Below are 16,959 nucleotides of genomic sequence, written 5' to 3' on the forward strand. Positions count from 1 at the left end.
GTGATTCCTGCGAAGGCCCGCATTGGGTGGGGCCGGAACGGTAAAATTAATCGTATGAACGCACGGCTGGCTCTGCTCAGCACGGTGGAACCAGGTGTCGCGGAGAGCGAGATCTTCCGGTTGGCGCTCCAGCACGTGGTGGGCGAGTTCGGCGCCCTGGGCGGGATGATCCACCTCCGCGGCCCCATGTCCGCCCTGCGGCTGGTGTCTGCCACCGGTCTCCCGCCGGCTCTCACCCGGGCCTGGGAGATCATCGACCAGGAGGGCCCGCTGGCCCCCGCCCGCGCCCTGCACCAGGGCAGCGGCGTCTGGGCGCCACGGGAACTCACGGCACGTTCCATGGCCGGGGAGGCCGCATGGCCGGGCAGCGGACTGGCGGCCGCCCCGCTGTCCAGCGGGAACCGCACCATCGGGGCGCTCTCCGTCGTCATGGGCGAAGGAGGCGAACCCACCCCGGAGCAGTGGGAATTCCTGCGCGCAGTGATCGCCTGGACCGAGGAACGCATGGCCCAGGCGCTTCCGCCGGCCGGGCCCGCGCAGACCGAGCTCAGCGGCGAGCGCCTCCGGCAGGCCCTCAAGGAGGTCAGCGTCGGCTCCTGGGACTGGGACATCCGGACCGGCGACCTGATCTGGGACGAGGCGGCCCTGGAGCTCTACGGCACCAGACCGGCCGACTTCACCGGCAAGATCGAGAACTGGATGAGGATCGTCCACCCCGACGACCTGGCCCCGACGCTGGGCGCCGCGCAGCGGGCGATCCGTGACCACACGGTGTACGAGGCCGAGTACCGCGTACGCCGCCTGGACGGTACGTACGGCTGGACCCAGGCCCGTGGCAGGGCGACCTACGACGAACACGGCGAAGCCCTTCGGATGATCGGCGTGGGCTGGGAGAGCAACGAGTCCCGGTCCGCCCGTGACGCCCTCAGCCGCGCCCTGCGCCATATGAGCGACGGCTTCCTGGCGTTCGACGACGAGTGGCGGATCACCTTCGCCAACCTTCAGGCGGAACGCACGCTGGGCCTCTCCGAGGAGGAGCTGTTCGGGCGCGTCCTGTGGGAACTGCCCTCCGCACAGCAGGTGTCCGGCATGGAGAGCCGCTTTCGCAAGGCCGCGGCCGAGGACGAGCCCGCCAGCTTCGACGTACACATGCCGGACGGCGACCGCCGCTACCACCTGCGGCTGGTCCCCGGTCCCGACGGCCGCACCCTCTACTTCACCGACGTCACCGAGCGGCGGCGGCACGAGGAGGAGCGTCAGGCCGCCGACCGGGTCGCGTCCGAACGCGCGGCCCAGATAGCGGAGTTGACGGCCGCCCTCGCGAAGGCGACGACCTCACGGGACGTGGTGGACGCGCTCGCCCCACGGGTGCTGCCGCCGTTCGCCGCCGCCGGACTCCTGGTGCAGACGGTCGAGGGCGAGTTGCTGCACACCGTGGGAGCGGTCGGCTACCCCGACGACTTCCTCGCCACTGTCGACCGACGCCCGCGGGTATCCGGTGACCCGGGCTGGGACGCGATCACGTCCGACACACCACTCTTCCTGTCCGCCGTCCAGGAACTCGCCGCGCGCTCACCGGGACAGGCGGAACTGCCCGGGCGCGCGGGCAAACAGGCGTGGGCGTTCCTGCCGCTGACGGCGTCCGGAGTCACCTTCGGGGTCTGCGTCGTGGCCTTCGACCGGCCGCGCCGCCTCACCGACGACGAACGCACCCTGCTGACCACCATCAGCGCCCTGGTCGCCCAGGCACTGGAACGGGCGAGGCTCTACGACGCCGAACACACCCGGTCCCGCGAACTCCAGCGCAGTCTGCTTCCCCGGGACCTGCCCACCCCGTCGGCATGCACGGCGGCGGCCCGCTATCTCCCCGCGGGGCAGGGCATGGACGTGGGGGGCGACTGGTACGACATCATCCCGCTCTCGGGCGGCCAGGTGGCCCTGGTGGTCGGTGACGTGATGGGCCACGGCCTGCCGGAGGCCGCGACGATGGGCCGCCTGCGAACGGCGGTCCACACCCTCGCCGCCCTGGAACTGCCGCCCGACGAGATCATGAGCCATCTCAACGACATCGTCGGCGGCATGGGCGAGGAGTCGTACGTCACCTGCCTGTACGCGCTGTACGACTCGACGACGCAGATCTGCTCCATCACCCGGGCAGGCCATCCCCCGCCGGCCGTGGTCCATCCCGACGGCAGGGTCCACTTTCCGGAACTGTCGGCCGACCCTCCGCTGGGCGCGGCCGAACCACCCTTCGAGACGGCCGAGTTGGCCGTGCCGGAGGGCAGCCTGCTCGTGCTCTACACCGACGGCCTGGTGGAGTCGTCCACGCGCGAGATCGACGAGGGCATGGCGGACCTGGCCGGGCTGCTGAGCGCGGCGCACATCACGGACGTGGACCCCGCTGGAGAGCGTGATCGTCTCGAACGCCTCTGTGACACCCTCACGGCCGGTCTTCTTCCCGCCGAGCACCAGGCGGCCGACGACGCGGCGCTCCTCGTCGCCCGGCTGCACGCCCTGCCCGTCGAGAGGATGGCCTCCTGGTCGCTCCCCGAGGACCCCAGGGCGGCGGGCCAGGCCCGCCGTCACGTCCGTGAGCAGCTGTCCGCCTGGGGCCTCGACAGCCTGACATCCACCACGGAACTCCTGGCCAGCGAACTGGTCGGCAACGTCGTACGCCATGCCAAGGGTCCCGTCGGCCTGCGGCTCCTGCACGACGCCGAGCTGGTGTGCGAGGTCTTCGACGGCAGTCTGACGATGCCCCGTATTCGCCGGGCGACGGAAACCGACGAGGGCGGGCGCGGCCTGCAACTGATCACGGCACTCTCCCGACGCTGGGGCACGCGCTACACGGCGACAGGAAAGTGCATCTGGACCGAGCAGTCCCTCGTCGGCCCGGACAGCCGCAGGGACGAGCCGTCCGACGCCCTGGAGCTGATGTTCCCGAACGTCGGCGAGTTCGACGGGGACCTGGACGCGCTCCCGTTCGGGGACGAGGAGTTGTAGGGATCGGCAACTGGCAGGCCGGGACCGGAGTTTCAGCTCCTAGGCCGCGTCGCGCCACACCTTCACGTCCAGGGTGGCGTACGTCGTCCCGGACGAACCCTGGTACGTCACGAGCGCCACGTGCCCCGTCCCGCTGATGACGCACATCTGCCGGCCGACGGTCAGGTCCTTGATCCAGATGTAGCTCTGGTAGCCCGTCGCGGCCTTGCACGCCTCCACGCTGCCCTGCCGCCCCGACGTGAGCAGGGCGAGGGAGCTGCCGGAGGTGGTGCCGGGGGCGAGGACGGCGCCCGAGGAGTAGACGGCGTACGTCAGATCCTCGTCCGAGCTTCCGGTGTCCGCCTTGGGGCGCACCGGGGTGTCCGCCAGATACAGGTCGTGGCTCGCGGTCATCCGGATTCCGGAGTACGTGACCGGAGCCGGGGCCTTGGGCGCCGCCGGCTCGCTCGACGCGGCCGGGGCAGCCGGGTTCGGAGGCTGGGTGGGTGTCGCGGGTCCCGAAGGGCCGGACGGCAGCACGGACTTGGTGGGCTTCGGCTTCTTGGACGCCTTGGCGGACGGGGAGCCGGACGCCGACGGGGACTTCCCGGCTTCCGGAGCCGACTGCGACGCGGCCACCTCCGTGGTCCGGGTGTCGCCCTTGTCGCCGTCCTCCGGGACGAGCAGCAGCGCGGCTGCCGCCCCGCCCGCGACGAGCACGACGGCGGCCGCCGACAGCATCCAGGGACGGGCCCCGCGGCCCGCGCCGTTCGTGGTGACCGGGGAGGTCTGCGCGGCGGCCGGCTCCTGCGGCTGGGGCCATGAAGGCGGTGTGTACGCACCCGGTGCGGCCGGAGACCCCATCACGAACGGTCCGGGCAGCGCGGCGTGGGAGTGCGCGGCACTGGGCTGCGCCGCGTGGGAGGGCGAGGTGGGGGAGTAGGCGGCCGCGGGGCCGAAACCGCCGAAATCACCGGAGCCTGCGGGGCCGAAGCCGCCGCCGGAGCCCGCGGCCCCGAATCCGGCGGAACCTGCGGCCCCGAGCCCGTCAGGACCTGCGGCCCCGAATCCGCCGGAACCATGAGCGCTCGGAGCCGCCTCCGCCGGGGCCTGAGCCTCGCCCTGGGCCCGATGGGCTCCTTCGGCGCGAGCCGCTATCCCCGCCGCCAGTTCGCCCGGCAGCCATGCCCCCGATGTGTACCGGGCCTCGTCACCGCGATGCGTCTGGATCGTCTGGACGGAGCGGATGACCTCCTCGACGGAAGGCCGCTCGGCGGCGGGCTTGCGCAGACACCGTGCCACCAACTCCCTTATCTCGTCGGGTACGTGGCTGAGGTCGGGCTGCTCGTGCACCACCCGGTAGAGCACCGCGTGCGCGTCCCCGTCCCCGAAGGCGCCGCTGCCCGTCGAGGCGAACACCGCGGTCTGCCCCAGCGCGAACACGTCGGCCGAGGCGACGGCCTCGCCACCGAGCGCCTGCTCCGGCGCCATATAGGCGACCGTGCCCAGGGCCATGCCGCTCTGCGTCACCGAGGTGGCGTCCGCGGCCCGAGCGACCCCGAAGTCGATGACGCGCGGCCCGTCGTCGGCGAGCAGTACGTTCGACGGCTTGAGGTCCCGGTGCACGATGCCCTCGCGGTGCACCGCCTGCAGTGCCTCCGCGACACCGGCGATCAGCCGCAGCACGGTGTCGACGGGCAGTGGCCCGTGGTCGCGTATCGCGTCGGCGAGGGACGGACCCGGCACATAGGCGGTCGCACACCACGGGACGGAGCCTTCGGTGTCGCTGTCCACGACCGGGGCCGTGTAGAGCCCGTGCACTCGGCTCGCGGCCGCCACCTCGGCCCGGAACCGCTTGCGGAACTCGGCGTTCTCGGCCAGCTCCGGCCGGATCACCTTGACCGCGACGGCCCGTCCGCCCGGCGTGTGCGAGAGGTAGACCCGCCCCATGCCGCCGGACCCGAGCCGCGCCACCAGCCGGTAGCCGCCCACGACCCGCGGATCACCATCCTCCAGCGGCTGGAAACCTCCCGCGCCGGGCCCACCGTTGCTCAACACGCCTACTCCGCCCCGAGATCTGTTCAGTGGCCCCATTGCATCACGGGTCCCCCATGTCCCGCCGCACACCCGTTCAGGCGAGCGCCGGTTCAAGGACGCGCGGGGGGAGCGGGCGTCCGGAACTCCGTCCCGGACCCTTCAGAGCCGGGGTATCGGGAGGGCGTACACCTTGTTGAAGTGCTGGGCGATCAGCGGTCCGCCGCTGTCGCAGGCGAGTTGCCAGTCGTTGATGCCGGCGTCCTGGCCGTCGGTGAAGTTCCAGAGCAGTTCGCCCTGTTGGGCGTCGATCGCGTAGAACCCGTCCCTGTTGCGGGCGGCCGTGACGAACACCGCGCCGCCGCCCGCGACGAGGGGGCTGCCCATATCGAGTCGAGGGGTCCGGCGGAACCAGCGCCGGGTGCCGTCGGCGGCGTCGAACGCCTGGACGCCGTGCGGGCTCCGGGTGGTGCAGTACACCGTGCCGGCCGCGGCGGCCACGGAGGCGAATCCGCCCTTCTCCTCCTTCACCCGCCAGCTCACCGCACCGGACTCCAGGTCCACGGCGATGAGTTCGCTGTCGACGGCGAAGACGGTTCCGCCGAGCACCACCGGGGCCGAGCGGGCGTCCGAGTCCGAGTTCAGGGACCGGCGCCACAGCACGTCCCCGGTGCTCGCGGTGTCCCGGGCCGTGAGGCGGTGCAGCCCGTCCATGTAGACGAATCGGCCGGATGTCATGAGGGGCTTCAGATCGAGGCCGATGTCCTCCTCGCTGATGGGGATGACATCCGCCCGGCGGGCCCGCAGATCCGTGTTGAGGACGACGTTCGTGGAGGTGGCCGACCCCTGCGACCCGTTCGGGCGGCTGAACCGCAGACCCGAGATGGTGACCCTCTCGTTGTCGAACCCGCCGAGCAGGGTGTCGAACCGGAAGTCCGCTCCGAAGTCCAGGGAGAACCGCTCGATGCCCGTGACCGGGTCGACGCCCAGGACGGTCGCGCCGGTGCCGAGGGCGACCACATCTCCCGAGACGAGGAGAGGCGGGGTGGGGGACTGGCTGATGCCGCGGTAGGTCCACCGGGGACGGGTGCCGTCGGCGCGGCCGAGGCAGAACAACGTGCCCGACTGCGTTTTGAGCAGGGCCGTGTCCTGGTATATGGCCGCCGGTGCCTTGACGAGCGGGGCACCCTGGTAGACCCACAGCGGTTCCGGCGCCGGACCGGCCGGCTTCGGGTCCGGCTCGGTGCGGTCCTTCGGCTCACCGAGCAGTGCGGCGACGCCGGAACCAAGGCCGACGGCGCCGAGCGCGGCGGCCGCGAGGACCGTACGGCGGGAGGGGCGCGGCCGGGCCCGTCGCCGTGAGCGGTGGGTGACGGGCTCGGGCGACTTCGCGGGTGGCGGGCTGGGTGTCGGCACGTCGGGGAAGACGACACGGCTGGGGCTCGGGCGCTCCGTGACGATCCGCTGAACGGCCACGCGAGGGTCGGTGCGGACACCGGCGGCGACCGCGCGGCCGGCGGTGGCGCGGGCGGGCTCCCGTTCGATGAAGTCCGCAGCCGATCCGGGCCCGAGTTCCAGGTCCATGAGGTCGGCGGCCCGTTGGCTGATCGAGGCGGCCACGGGCTTCGGCAGCCAGCCCTCCCAGTCCAGCGTGTCGGCGCCGCCGGGCGCGCACGCCGCCGACACGCGGTCCGGAGTGGGCCGGGCCGTCGGGGACTTGTCGAGACAGAGCTCGATGATCGTGTCCAGTGGATCCGGAACACCCGTCAGATCCGGCGTACCGTGCACCACTTGGTACAACAGGGTGGCCGCCGACGAGCCGTCGAAGGGCGCGTTCCCGGTGGCGGCGAAGGCGAGCACCGAGCCGAGACAGAACACGTCCCCCTCGGGGCCCATCGGGTCACCCGTGGCGTGCTCGGGGCACATGTACCGCGGGGAGCCGAGCAGCACACCGGACAGGGTGAGTTCGTAGCCGTCGGTGGCGCGGACGATGCCGAAGTCGATGACCCGCGGGCCCTCGGCGGAGAGCAGCACGTTGGACGGTTTGAGATCGCGGTGCACGAGTCCCGCCGAGTGCACGGCGATCAGCGCCTCGGAGAGTCCGGCCCCGAGGGCCAGCACCGACCTCGGCGGCAGCGGCCCGTGCTTCTCGACCGCGTCGGCCAGCGTCGGACCGAGGATGTGCGCGGTGGCGAGCCAGGGGATGGGGCCGTCCGGGTCGGCGTCCACGACGGTGGCCGTGTAGCTGCCGCTCACCGCCCGCGCCGCGTCCACCTCGCGCCGGAAACGGATCCGGAAGTCCCTGTTCGCGGCCAGCTCCGGCCGGATGACCTTGACGGCCACGGTCCGCTGCTGATCGTCCCGGGCGAGGAAGACCTCCCCCATCCCTCCGGCGCCGAGTCGCGCTACAGGACGGTACGGTCCCAGGTGCTCCGGATCCTTGGGACGAAGTGGCTCCATTAGCCTCAGCTCGCCTGTTCATCGTCGAATGGACTTGGGGCGAGAGTAGGTGCTGGAGGGACAGTTGGTGTACGCAACCGAGCAACCTGTAGCCATTACTTGACGTTTCAGATAGATACCGCCCGGACGGTCTTCCAGAAGGTCGGGACGGATATGGACGAGAGCGTCAAGCCCGTCCGCGGGCCTGCTGGGAGCGTCGCGACAGCGAGTCGATGAGCACCGCGGCGAAGAGCACCCCGCCCGTGATGACGAACTGGACCGCCGTGGGGGTGTCCGTGATCGCCATGCCCGAGGCGATCGACTGGATGATCAGCATGCCGAGCACCGCGGACCAGGTGGTGCCGCGCCCGCCGAACAGGCTGGTGCCGCCGATTACGGCCGCCGCGATGGCGTTGACCAGCAGGACGCCCGAGCCCGACCCCTGGCTCACCGACGTGATGCGCGAGGCCAGGAACAGGCCGCCGACCGCGGCCATGGTGCCCGAGACCGCGAGCACCGCGGTCTGCACCCGCGTCACACTGAGGCTGGCCCGCCGGGCCGCCTCCATGCTGCCGCCCAGTGCGTAGACCTGCCGCCCGTAGTGCGTACGGCGGAGTACGAGGTCGAGGCCGGCCACCACCACGAGGAAGATCAGGAGCGCGAGCGGCAGCCCCTGGAAGCGGTTGAGGAGATACGCGGAGGCGAACGCCACCACCGCGACCACTCCCGTGCGCACCGTGATCCCCCGTAGCGACCGGTGCGGCATGCCGACGGCCTTGCGCCGCCGCATGTCCTGGTAGGACACCAGGAAGACGAGGCCCGCGGCGACCGCGGCCAGACCGTAGGCCGCGCCGTCGTTGGTGAAGTAGTAGCTGGTCAGCTTGGCGACGAGCCCGTTCTCGTCGAGGTTGACCGTGCCGCTGGTCCCGAGGATGTAGAGCATGAGGCCGTTCCAGGTGAGCAGCCCGGCGAGGGTGACGACGAACGCGGGCACCCGGGTCCTGGCCACGGAGAAGCCCTGGACGGTTCCCGCCAGGGTTCCCGCGAGCACGGCGACGATGACGGCGAGCCATTCCGGCACGCCGTGGTTGACGTTCAGCACGGCGAAGGCCGCCGCCGCGAGACCGCTGATCGAGCCGACCGACAGGTCGAGTTCACCGAGCAGCAGTACGAAGACGATGCCGACCGCGATCAGACCCGTACCCACGATGTCCACGCTGAGGTTGGACAGGTTCCGTGGGGACAGGAAGTTCGAGTTGAGCGACTGGAAGGTGATCCAGACCGCGGCGAGGACGAGGACGACGGGGAGCGAGCCCAGTTCGCCGGCGCGCAGCTTGCGGCGGAAGACGGCGACTCCCCTCTCCGCGGCGCGGGTGACGGCCCGCCCGCGCCGCGGCCGGCCGGCGCCGGGTGCGGTGGGCCGGGACCGTGTGGTGTCCGCCGTGTCGCGCATCCCTTTCACCACCCCGCCTCCTGGGAGGCCGTCCGGCGGGGCACGTTCTCCGTGGCGCCGGTGATGGAGGAGATGATCTGTTCCTGGGACGCGGTGTTCACGTCGAAGAAGCCGTTGTTGCGGCCCAGCCGCAGGACGGCCGCCCGGTCCGCGAGAGCCTTGATGTCACCCATGTTGTGGCTGATGAGCAGGACACCCAGGCCACGGTCACGCAGCTGGTCGACGAGGTCCAGGACCTCGCTGGTCTGCTCGAAGCCCAGCGCCGCGGTCGGTTCGTCCAGCAGGAGGACCCGCGGGTCGCCGAGCAGCGAACGGGCGATGGCGACCGTCTGCCGCTGACCGCTGGACAGCGAGACGACGGGGGCGCGCAGATCGGGGATGCCCCGGGTCAGACGGTCCAGCAGGCTTCTGGTGCGGCGCTCCATCTCCACCTCGTCGAGGAACCCGAGCCTGCGGATCTCCTGCCCGAGGAACAGATTGCCGACGACGTCGAGGTTCCCGCACAGCGCGAGGTCCTGGTAGACGGCCGCGATGCCGAGGTCCCGGGCGTCGTGCGGACGCCTGATGTGCACCGCCCGGCCCTCCCACTCGATGGAACCCTTGTCCGCGGGGGAGACCCCGGAGATCACCTTGACCAGGGTGGACTTGCCCGCCCCGTTGTCGCCCAGCAGAGCGACGACCTGCCCGGCGTGGATCTCCAGCTCGATGTCGTCGAGTACCTCGATGACGCCGAAGCGTTTGCACACGCCGCGCAGTGCCAGCAAGGGAGGACTCGGCACGGAAACCATCTCCTTCCCGAGGGCGGGCCGGACCTGGTCGGAACCTGCCTGTCAGGTGAGTCCGGCCTTTTCACAGGCGGCCCCGAGTTCGGGGGTGCAGATCTGCTCGACCGTGTAGACGCCGTCCTTCACCAGGGTGTCCTTGATCGTGTCGACCGTCACGGACACGGGCGTGAGCAGCACGGCCGGAACCGTGTGCCCGCCGACGGGCGTCACCTCGCCCTTGGCGACCCGGTCGAGGCTCTCGTCGCGGGCCGCGGCCACGGCCATGGCGGCGCCGGCGGAGGCCTCGGGTCCGAAGGGCTTGTAGACGGTCATGTACTGATCGCCGCCGACGATGCGCCGCACGGCTCCGAGCTCGGCGTCCTGCCCGGTGACCGGGGGCAGCGGGGCGACCTTGTTCGCCTTGAGGGCGGAGATACAGCCGGCGGCGAGGCCGTCGTTGGCGGCGTACACCCCGTCGATGTTCTCGACACCGAGGGCCGCGATCGCGGCGGCCATGTTCATGTGCGCGGTCTCCGTCCTCCACTGGAGGGTGTCGTACGCCTCGCCGATCTTCACCCGTCCCTGAAGCACGGACAGGGCGCCCCTCTTGAACAACACCGCGTTGGGGTCACTGGGATCACCGTTCATCATGACGATCTGGTCGTCGGCCGCCCGGTCGCCCATCGCTGTCAGCAGTGCCCTGCCCTGGAGTCTGCCGACCTCCTCGCCGTCGAAGGAGACATAGCCCGCGATCGGACCCTCGGCGAGACGGTCGTAGGCGATGACCGGGACGCCCGCCTCGTCCGCCTTCCTGACCGCGGGGCGGAGTGATCTGGCGTCCACGGCCACGAGGACGATGGCGTCCACCCCCTTGGTGAGCATCGAGTCCATCTGTTCCTGCTGGATGGCCACATCGCCCTTGGCATTGGCGTTCTCGACCGTGCACTCGTCGCACAGCTCCGTGATCCTCTTCTGGAGCAGGGGCCGGTCCTGTGTCTCCCAGCGGGCTGTGGTGGAGTCCGGCAGCAGCACCCCGATGCTCAGCGCGTTCCCGGTGTCGGAGTCGTCCCCGGCGTCCTGTCCGCAGGCCTCAAGGGCGACAACCGTCGAGATCACGGTCATGGCGATGGCAGCGCCCCGGATGCAGGCCTTCATGTGAAAGACCTCCCTTGTCCTTCACCTCGTGTGACGAGGGGCGCTCACGGTTGCCCGCGCCCTGCCGGAGACGGCCAGGTGATCCGGGTGCGTCGCGGCGTCAAGGGCCGGCGTGTGATCGGCGTGGCAAGTCGAACACGTCGTAAGTGTGGCACCGGCCGTGGTGATCTGCGAACGCAGCGGCCCGGCTCCGGACCTCGACCGCAGTGCTTCGGCTCCGGCCTTCGACGACGGGCGCGTGGCACTGCGCGAAAACGGCTGCACCGCGGGCGTCGAGACGATCTCCCATGGCCGGTGCGGGTGCCCTGGAGACGGGTCTGCCACTGACGGCGGTCAACGGGATCTGTCGGGTTGGTCCCGGTATGCGATTCTGGTAGGTGGGCGTCCGATCTCAACCCGGCGGCACCTGCCGCATGGACCGGAGGTAGGTCGCGGACATGCATCATGACGGCCGCGCCCTGGCCGGAGTCTCGGAGCCGCGGGAGTCCCGGGCCGGTGCCGACGACAACGGTTCACGGCCACCTCTGCCGGAGGCCGCCGCGAGCGACAGGCCCCTGGCGTTCGCCGGAGTGGCGTTCGCGGCGGTCTATGTGCCCGATGCCGGCAACGGCGATCTCCGGCTGGTGGAGACGGCCGGACGTGCCACTTCCCGGTACCCGCCGCCGGAGTGTCTGCCCCTGTCCGGCGACTCACCGGCGGCGCACGCCTTCCGCACCGACCGGCCACTGTGGCCGGACCTCGCGGAACTCGCTCCCCGCTCGACGGACCGGGACTCCGAAGACCGCAATTCCGAAGGCCGGTACGCCGAGGACGGGCCGAGGCCGTCGCAGGCACATGCCCCGCAGGCACAGGCACAGGCACAGGCACAGGCGCTGGCGCAGGCGCAGGGGCGGCAGGTGCAGGCGCCGCCGACAGAGGCGCCGCTCGCCGCCCTGCCGCTCGGGACGGAAGGCAGGCGGCTGGGCTGCCTCCTCGTCGTGGGAGCGTCCCCGGTCGGCTTCGAGGCCGAGCAGCGGCGCTTCCTGGAGCAGTACGCCGACGCGATCGCAGGCATGCTCCGGACCGAGGCCGACCGCCCCGCGCCGATGTCACTGCTGACTCCCGCGCTGCGGAGTCTGGGCGTCGGCTCGTTCGCCCTGATGCCGGACACCGGTCTGATCGAGGCGGACGAGGCGCTTCTTGAGCTGGTCGGCATCACGCCGGACGACTTCGACGGCAAGGTGGACACCCTGCTCGCGCACGCGCTCCCGGAGGACATGCACGCGCTGATCTCGGTACTGGAACCGTCCACGGAGGCGTTCGGCCGCCGGGAGCTGGAGTTCCGTGTCCGCCGCCCCACCGGTGGGATGCGCTGGCTGAGCCTGACCTGCCGGGTGGTGGCGAGCACCGACGACCGTCCGGAGCAGGTGCTGGGCGTGGTGACGGCGACCTCGGTCCTGCGGCAGAGCGCCGACGACGTGTCCAGGATCCAGTGGCTGACCGCCGCACTCGACGACGCGACAACGGTCCGTGACGTCGGCCGGGTGGTGGTCACCGCCCTGCGTGAGCCGCTGGGCGCCGACCGGGTGGCACTCGCCGAGCTGCGCGACGACCGGCTCATGGTCACCGTGCTCGACCCGCCCCAGCCCGCCGCCTGGCCGGAGACATGGCGTGCCGAGTGGCGCTCGGAGTGGCCCGACGCACCGGTCAGCGCCCTGCCCACCCTTCAACTGGCGCTGCGGGACGGACGGATGAACCTGTGGTCCGCCGGCACGTCCCTCGAACCCGGACTCGCGGGCATCGGTGCCGGCGGTCTGGCCGTGCTGCCGCTTCCCGCCAAGGGCCGGGTCGCGGGCGTGTGCCTGGTCGGCTGGGACGAGCCCCACGACTTCGTCCCCGAGGAGCGGTCCCTGTTCACCGCCACCGCGGCGCTGGTCGGGCAGGCGCTCAACCGCGCGCACGCCCACGACGCCGAGCAGGAGCTCGCGACGATGCTGCAGCGCAGTCTGCTGCCCCGGCGCCTCCCGGAACTGCCCGGCGGGACGGCCGTCGCCCGCTATCTGCCCGCCCGGCGGGGGCTGCAGGTGGGCGGTGACTGGTACGACGTCATCGCCCTGTCCGAGGACCGGGTCGCGCTGGTCATCGGAGACGTACAGGGACACAGCGCCGGAGCCGCGACGATCATGGGGCAGATGCGCACCGCGGTGAGGGCCTACGCGGTCGAGGGCCACCCGCCCGACGTGGTCGTCTCACGGGCCAACCGGCTCCTCGTCGGCATGGAGACCGATCTCTTCGCCACCTGCTGCTACGCCGAACTGGACCTGGAGGAGGGCAACACCCTCTTCGTCCGGGCCGGTCACCTCTCACCGCTGATACGCCACCCCGACGGCCGGACCGAGGAGGTGCAGGTCGAGGGCGGGCTCCCGCTGGGCATTCTCGCGGAGGCCGAATTCCCCATGACCGCCGTCGCGTTGACCCCCGGCACGGTGCTCGCCCTGGTCACCGACGGGTTGGTCGAGGCGGCCGACCTGCCGCTGGACGAAGGCATGCGGCGCACACGCGACGCGCTCGCCGCCGCCGACCCCGCGGATCCTGGGCGGATGGCCGACGAGCTGCTCGGCGGCGTCGACCGTCGGGAGGACGACGTGGCGCTGTTGCTGCTGCGCTACGACGGTATGAAGTCCCGGCCGATCCGGGCCGGTTGGGCGGTGTGGCGACTGCCCGACGCGGTCATGCACGCCCGCCGGTTCACCGCGCGCACGCTGCGCAAGTGGGGGGTCGAGGACGTGGCCGACGCGGTGCTGCTGGTCGTGTCCGAACTCGTCACCAACGCCCTGGTGCACACCCAGGGCCCGGTCCGCGTCGATCTGATGCTCCGCGGGGACCGGCTGCGGGTCTGCGTGACCGACTCCTCGCCACGCGCGCCCGCCAAGCCCGTGTCCGTGGACTGGGAGTCGACCGGCGGCCGGGGCCTGCTCCTGGTCGAGGCGATGTCGGAGTCCTTCGGTTCCATGCCGGTGGCCGACGGCAAGCAGGTGTGGAGCGAGATCGTCGTCCCGCGGCGCGAGCCGACTCCCACGGAGCCTGAGCCTGGTACGGGACAGAAGCCCGGGACGGAACAGGAGCCCGGGACACAACAGGAGCCTGGGACGGAACAAGGGGCTGCGCCATGAGAACCCGTACGCGGCATACCCGTACGCGGCATGTCGTCGCGGCACTCGTCGCCGGGCTCATGGCGATGCCCCTGGCCGCCTGTGGAGGAGACGACGTGGCGGACACGGACGCCTTCACCGTCGGTCTGCTGCTCCCGAGCCGGGCGGTCCCCCGCTGGGAGCACTCCGACAAGCCCCTTATCGAGCAGCGCCTCAAGGAACTGTGCGCCCGCTGCACCATGGAGTACGCCAACGCCGAGAACGACGCGACGAGGCAGCGGCAGCAGATGGAGTCCATGATCACCAAGGGGGTCGAGGTCCTGATCCTCGACGCCGCCGACACCAGGGCGCTGCGCTCCTCGATCCAGGAGGCACGTAGGGCGGACGTCCCCGTCGTCGCCTATGACCGGCTCGCCGAGGGCCCGGTCTCGGGCTATGTCACCGTCGACGGCGGACAGGTCGGCAGGCTCCAGGGCGAGGCCCTCCTGAAGGCCATGGGCGACAGGGCGAACGGCGAGAACGTCGTCATGCTGAACGGCGATCCGACCAGCCCCAACGCGGCCTGGTACAAGCGGGGCGCCCTGTCCGTCATCACGGGCAAGGTGACGATCAGCAGGTCGTACGACACCCTGGGCTGGAGCAAGGAGAACGCCCACACCAACATGTCCGCCGCCATCGCGGCCCTCGGCCCCGACCGGATCGATGGAGTCCTGGCGGTCAACGACTCCATCGCAGCGGGCGCCATCGCCGCCTTCAAGAGCGCCGGTGTCAGGAAGCTCCCTCCCATCACCGGCCAGGACGCCGACATCGAGGCCGTGCGGCGCATCATCAGGGGCGAGCAGTACATGACGGTGTACAAGCCCTTCGCGGCCGAAGCCGACGCGGCAGCCGCCATGGCCGTCGCCCTGGCGCGCGGCGAGGAACTCGACGACGTGGCCACCACGACGACCGACAGTCCCACCACCGAGGACATCCCGTCCGTCCTGCTGACTCCGAGCGCGGTGACCGTCGACACCATCGAGCGGACACTCGTCAAGGGCGGCGTGTACACCGTCGACCAGATCTGCACCCTGGAACTTCGGCACGCCTGTGAGAAGGCCGGGCTGTCCCGATAGAGGGAGCCGGGTTGTCCCGGCAACCGGTTCCGGTCAGCGAACGGGACGCCGCTTGGCACGCTGGGACCAGCGGAAGGCGGCGACGATCACATCGGCCGCCAGGAGCATGATGCCGATGACCAGCAGGTAGCCCAGACCGTCCGCCGCCACGCCGATGATCCCCAGGACGACGGCGGCGAGCACCAGTAGCAGGAAGAGCACCATTACCCGCCCACCTCCCTTCGAGCCCCTTCGAGTCCTTCGGGCAGACCGCCGTCTCAGCGGCGCGCGAGTTGCCGTTCGCCGTTGGCACCCGGCTGGTAGGCGATGCCGTAGTAGTGGAAGATCTCTTCCTCCTGCTCGGCGGGCAGGACGTCGTCCGTGCCGATCGAGGGAGCCTTCTTCACCATGCTCTTGGCGTACGAGACCTTGAGGTAGCCCGGCCCGAGGGTCGTCTCGTCGAGAGGGACGAAGACCAGACGCTGCCGGGTGGGCAGTCCGGTCCGGACGGTGGCCACGGCCGGTTCGTCGGTGGCGGTGTCCACGTAGACCGCTTCGAGCGCGCCGATCCTGTGCCCCTTCGGATCGACGACGGCCTGGTTGCGCCATTCTCGGATGTCGGCTGCCTGGATCATGCCGTTTCCCCTCTGAGCGAGGCGCCTGCCGGCGTCGGCTGCTCCACGGAAGATCACGGCCGGCCATCGGCCGAGGCAACGACTCCGACGTGAACACGTCGGAGTCGCCCTTCCGGGTGGTTGGCACGTGAGAGTGCACCACCCGCGACTATTTTACTACGGTCTGTGCGGGTCGGACATTCACGAGCGCCGCATCAGGTGCGTCCTTGGAAGGACACGGTCCTCCTGTGGGACACGCCAAGGCCCCGCGCCCGGTGGGCGCGGGGCCAGGTGACGCGGGGGACCCGGCCCGTGCGGAGGGCCGGGGCTCGTCGTGTCTGTGGGTCAGAGTGCGGCGGCGGCGGTGTGGAGGTTCTTGGCGGCCAGGGCGAGGCCTTCGGTCTGGGAGTAGGCGGCGTCCTCGTGTTCGATGTTGACGGCCATGTCGGGGTTGATGTCGGCGAGGGCGCGCAGGAATTCGGTCCAGTAGGGGATGTCGTTGCCGTTGCCGACGGCGACGAACTTCCAGGCCGGGTTCTGGGGCCAGGAGTTGCACCAGAAGCCGTAGCCGGTGGGGACCTTGCCCGGGTCGTCGGCGGGGACGCGGGTGAAGGAGGTGTCCAGGACACCGCGGATGTCGGCGCCGGGGCACAGGGTGGCGTCCTTGGCGGCGGCGTGGAAGACCAGGGGGCCCAGCCACTTGATGGAGGCGACGATGTCCATGCCCTGCCACATCAGGTGGGAGGGGTCCATCTCGGCGCCGACGTTGGTCAGGCCGCCCGCGTCCACCAGCCGCTTGAGGGTGACCGGGGAGAACACCACGTTGTGCGGGTGCATCTCGATGGCGACCCGGACGTCGTTCTCCCGGGCGAGTGCGTCGATGTCCTGCCAGAAGGCGACGGCCAGGCCCCACTGGTAGTCCAGGACGTCCATGTAGACGCCGTCCCACGGGTTGACGACCCAGGACGGGTACTTGGCGTCCGGGTCGGAGCCGGGGGTGCCGGACATGGTGACCACGTGCTTCACCCCGAGGAGGCCGGCGAGGCGGATGGTGCGGCGCAGGTCGTCGGCGTGCTTGGGGCCGACCCCGGGGAGCGGGTTGAGGGGGTTGCCGTTGCAGTTGAGTCCGGTGAGTTCCATGCCCCGGTCCGCGAAGGTGGCCAGGTATTCCTCGCGGGCCTTGGCCGAGGAGAGCAGCAGGTCGACGGGGCAGTGCGGGGAGGGGATGAAGCCGCCGGTGTTGACCTCGACGGAGGTCAGTCCGTTCTCCTTGAGGATGTCGAGGGCGTCGGT

11 protein-coding genes are annotated in these 16,959 nt (G+C 71.0%); 3 read left to right on the top strand and 8 right to left on the bottom strand.

Features of this window, described 5'->3' with window-relative positions:
• Nucleotides 1–54 precede the first annotated feature (54 nt).
• Nucleotides 55–3,003 (top strand): SpoIIE family protein phosphatase, encoded by a 2,949-nt coding sequence (locus tag ACH4YP_RS35050; RefSeq protein WP_398494884.1) that lies wholly within the window; start codon nucleotides 55–57, stop codon nucleotides 3,001–3,003.
• A 39-nt stretch (nucleotides 3,004–3,042) separates the two neighbouring features.
• Here the strand turns inward: ACH4YP_RS35050 and ACH4YP_RS35055 are convergent, their stop codons facing one another.
• From ACH4YP_RS35055 to ACH4YP_RS35075, 5 genes are all read right to left on the bottom strand, one after another.
• Entirely contained in the window at nucleotides 3,043–5,040 is a 1,998-nt protein-coding gene (locus ACH4YP_RS35055; RefSeq protein WP_361056530.1) for a protein kinase, read from the bottom strand.
• A 138-nt stretch (nucleotides 5,041–5,178) separates the two neighbouring features.
• Nucleotides 5,179–7,401 carry a PQQ-binding-like beta-propeller repeat protein gene (locus ACH4YP_RS35060; RefSeq protein ID WP_398494886.1) on the bottom strand — a complete coding sequence of 741 codons (2,223 nt, stop codon included), beginning with the start codon at nucleotides 7,399–7,401 and terminating at the stop codon, nucleotides 5,179–5,181.
• Between the two features lie 241 nt (nucleotides 7,402–7,642).
• A complete protein-coding gene (locus ACH4YP_RS35065) occupies nucleotides 7,643–8,908 on the bottom strand; it encodes a sugar ABC transporter permease (RefSeq protein WP_398494888.1) in 1,266 nt (421 codons plus the stop codon).
• A gap of 5 nt (nucleotides 8,909–8,913) precedes the next feature.
• Nucleotides 8,914–9,696, bottom strand: coding sequence for an ATP-binding cassette domain-containing protein (locus ACH4YP_RS35070; RefSeq protein ID WP_361056539.1), 783 nt, complete (start codon nucleotides 9,694–9,696; stop codon nucleotides 8,914–8,916).
• A 42-nt stretch (nucleotides 9,697–9,738) separates the two neighbouring features.
• Nucleotides 9,739–10,827: a substrate-binding domain-containing protein gene (locus tag ACH4YP_RS35075; RefSeq protein ID WP_361056542.1), complete on the bottom strand. Its 1,089-nt coding sequence runs from the start codon at nucleotides 10,825–10,827 to the stop codon at nucleotides 9,739–9,741.
• A 437-nt stretch (nucleotides 10,828–11,264) separates the two neighbouring features.
• Here ACH4YP_RS35075 and ACH4YP_RS35080 point away from each other — a divergent pair, with 437 nt between their 5' ends.
• Both ACH4YP_RS35080 and ACH4YP_RS35085 read left to right on the top strand, forming a co-directional pair.
• Nucleotides 11,265–13,979, top strand: coding sequence for a SpoIIE family protein phosphatase (locus tag ACH4YP_RS35080; protein ID WP_398494891.1), 2,715 nt, complete (start codon nucleotides 11,265–11,267; stop codon nucleotides 13,977–13,979).
• The gene (locus ACH4YP_RS35085) at nucleotides 13,976–15,073 is read left to right on the top strand and encodes a sugar ABC transporter substrate-binding protein (RefSeq protein WP_398494893.1); all 1,098 of its coding nucleotides are present in this window, start codon (nucleotides 13,976–13,978) and stop codon (nucleotides 15,071–15,073) included. The genes ACH4YP_RS35080 and ACH4YP_RS35085 overlap by 4 nt, the downstream gene beginning before the upstream one ends.
• A 33-nt stretch (nucleotides 15,074–15,106) precedes the next feature.
• Here ACH4YP_RS35085 and ACH4YP_RS35090 read toward each other — a convergent pair whose 3' ends face one another.
• The 3 genes from ACH4YP_RS35090 to ACH4YP_RS35100 all read right to left on the bottom strand — a co-directional run.
• Entirely contained in the window at nucleotides 15,107–15,277 is a 171-nt protein-coding gene (locus ACH4YP_RS35090) for a hypothetical protein (protein ID WP_361056551.1), read from the bottom strand.
• Nucleotides 15,278–15,330: 53 nt separating this feature from the next.
• On the bottom strand, nucleotides 15,331–15,687 hold the full coding sequence (locus ACH4YP_RS35095; RefSeq protein ID WP_361056554.1) for a PRC-barrel domain-containing protein: 357 nt from the start codon (nucleotides 15,685–15,687) through the stop codon (nucleotides 15,331–15,333).
• A 324-nt stretch (nucleotides 15,688–16,011) separates the two neighbouring features.
• Nucleotides 16,012–16,959, bottom strand: a 948-nt coding sequence (locus ACH4YP_RS35100) for a sugar phosphate isomerase/epimerase family protein (RefSeq protein ID WP_398494895.1), incomplete at its 5' end; no start/stop codon positions are given.

The organism is Streptomyces sp. NPDC020747, assembly GCF_044334695.1.
GTDB lineage: Bacteria > Actinomycetota > Actinomycetes > Streptomycetales > Streptomycetaceae > Streptomyces.

Excerpts from the sequence above, each read along its gene's own strand:
- ACH4YP_RS35050 (WP_398494884.1), top strand. The coding sequence starts at position 55 with ATGAACGCACGGCTGGCTCTGCTCAGCACGGTGGAACCAGGTGTCGCG.
- ACH4YP_RS35060 (WP_398494886.1), bottom strand. The coding sequence starts at position 7,401 with ATGGGGGAGGTCTTCCTCGCCCGGGACGATCAGCAGCGGACCGTGGCC.
- ACH4YP_RS35065 (WP_398494888.1), bottom strand. The coding sequence starts at position 8,908 with ATGCGCGACACGGCGGACACCACACGGTCCCGGCCCACCGCACCCGGC.
- ACH4YP_RS35070 (WP_361056539.1), bottom strand. The coding sequence starts at position 9,696 with ATGGTTTCCGTGCCGAGTCCTCCCTTGCTGGCACTGCGCGGCGTGTGC.
- ACH4YP_RS35075 (WP_361056542.1), bottom strand. The coding sequence starts at position 10,827 with ATGAAGGCCTGCATCCGGGGCGCTGCCATCGCCATGACCGTGATCTCG.
- ACH4YP_RS35080 (WP_398494891.1), top strand. The coding sequence starts at position 11,265 with ATGCATCATGACGGCCGCGCCCTGGCCGGAGTCTCGGAGCCGCGGGAG.
- ACH4YP_RS35085 (WP_398494893.1), top strand. The coding sequence starts at position 13,976 with ATGAGAACCCGTACGCGGCATACCCGTACGCGGCATGTCGTCGCGGCA.
- ACH4YP_RS35090 (WP_361056551.1), bottom strand. The coding sequence starts at position 15,277 with ATGGTGCTCTTCCTGCTACTGGTGCTCGCCGCCGTCGTCCTGGGGATC.
- ACH4YP_RS35095 (WP_361056554.1), bottom strand. The coding sequence starts at position 15,687 with ATGATCCAGGCAGCCGACATCCGAGAATGGCGCAACCAGGCCGTCGTC.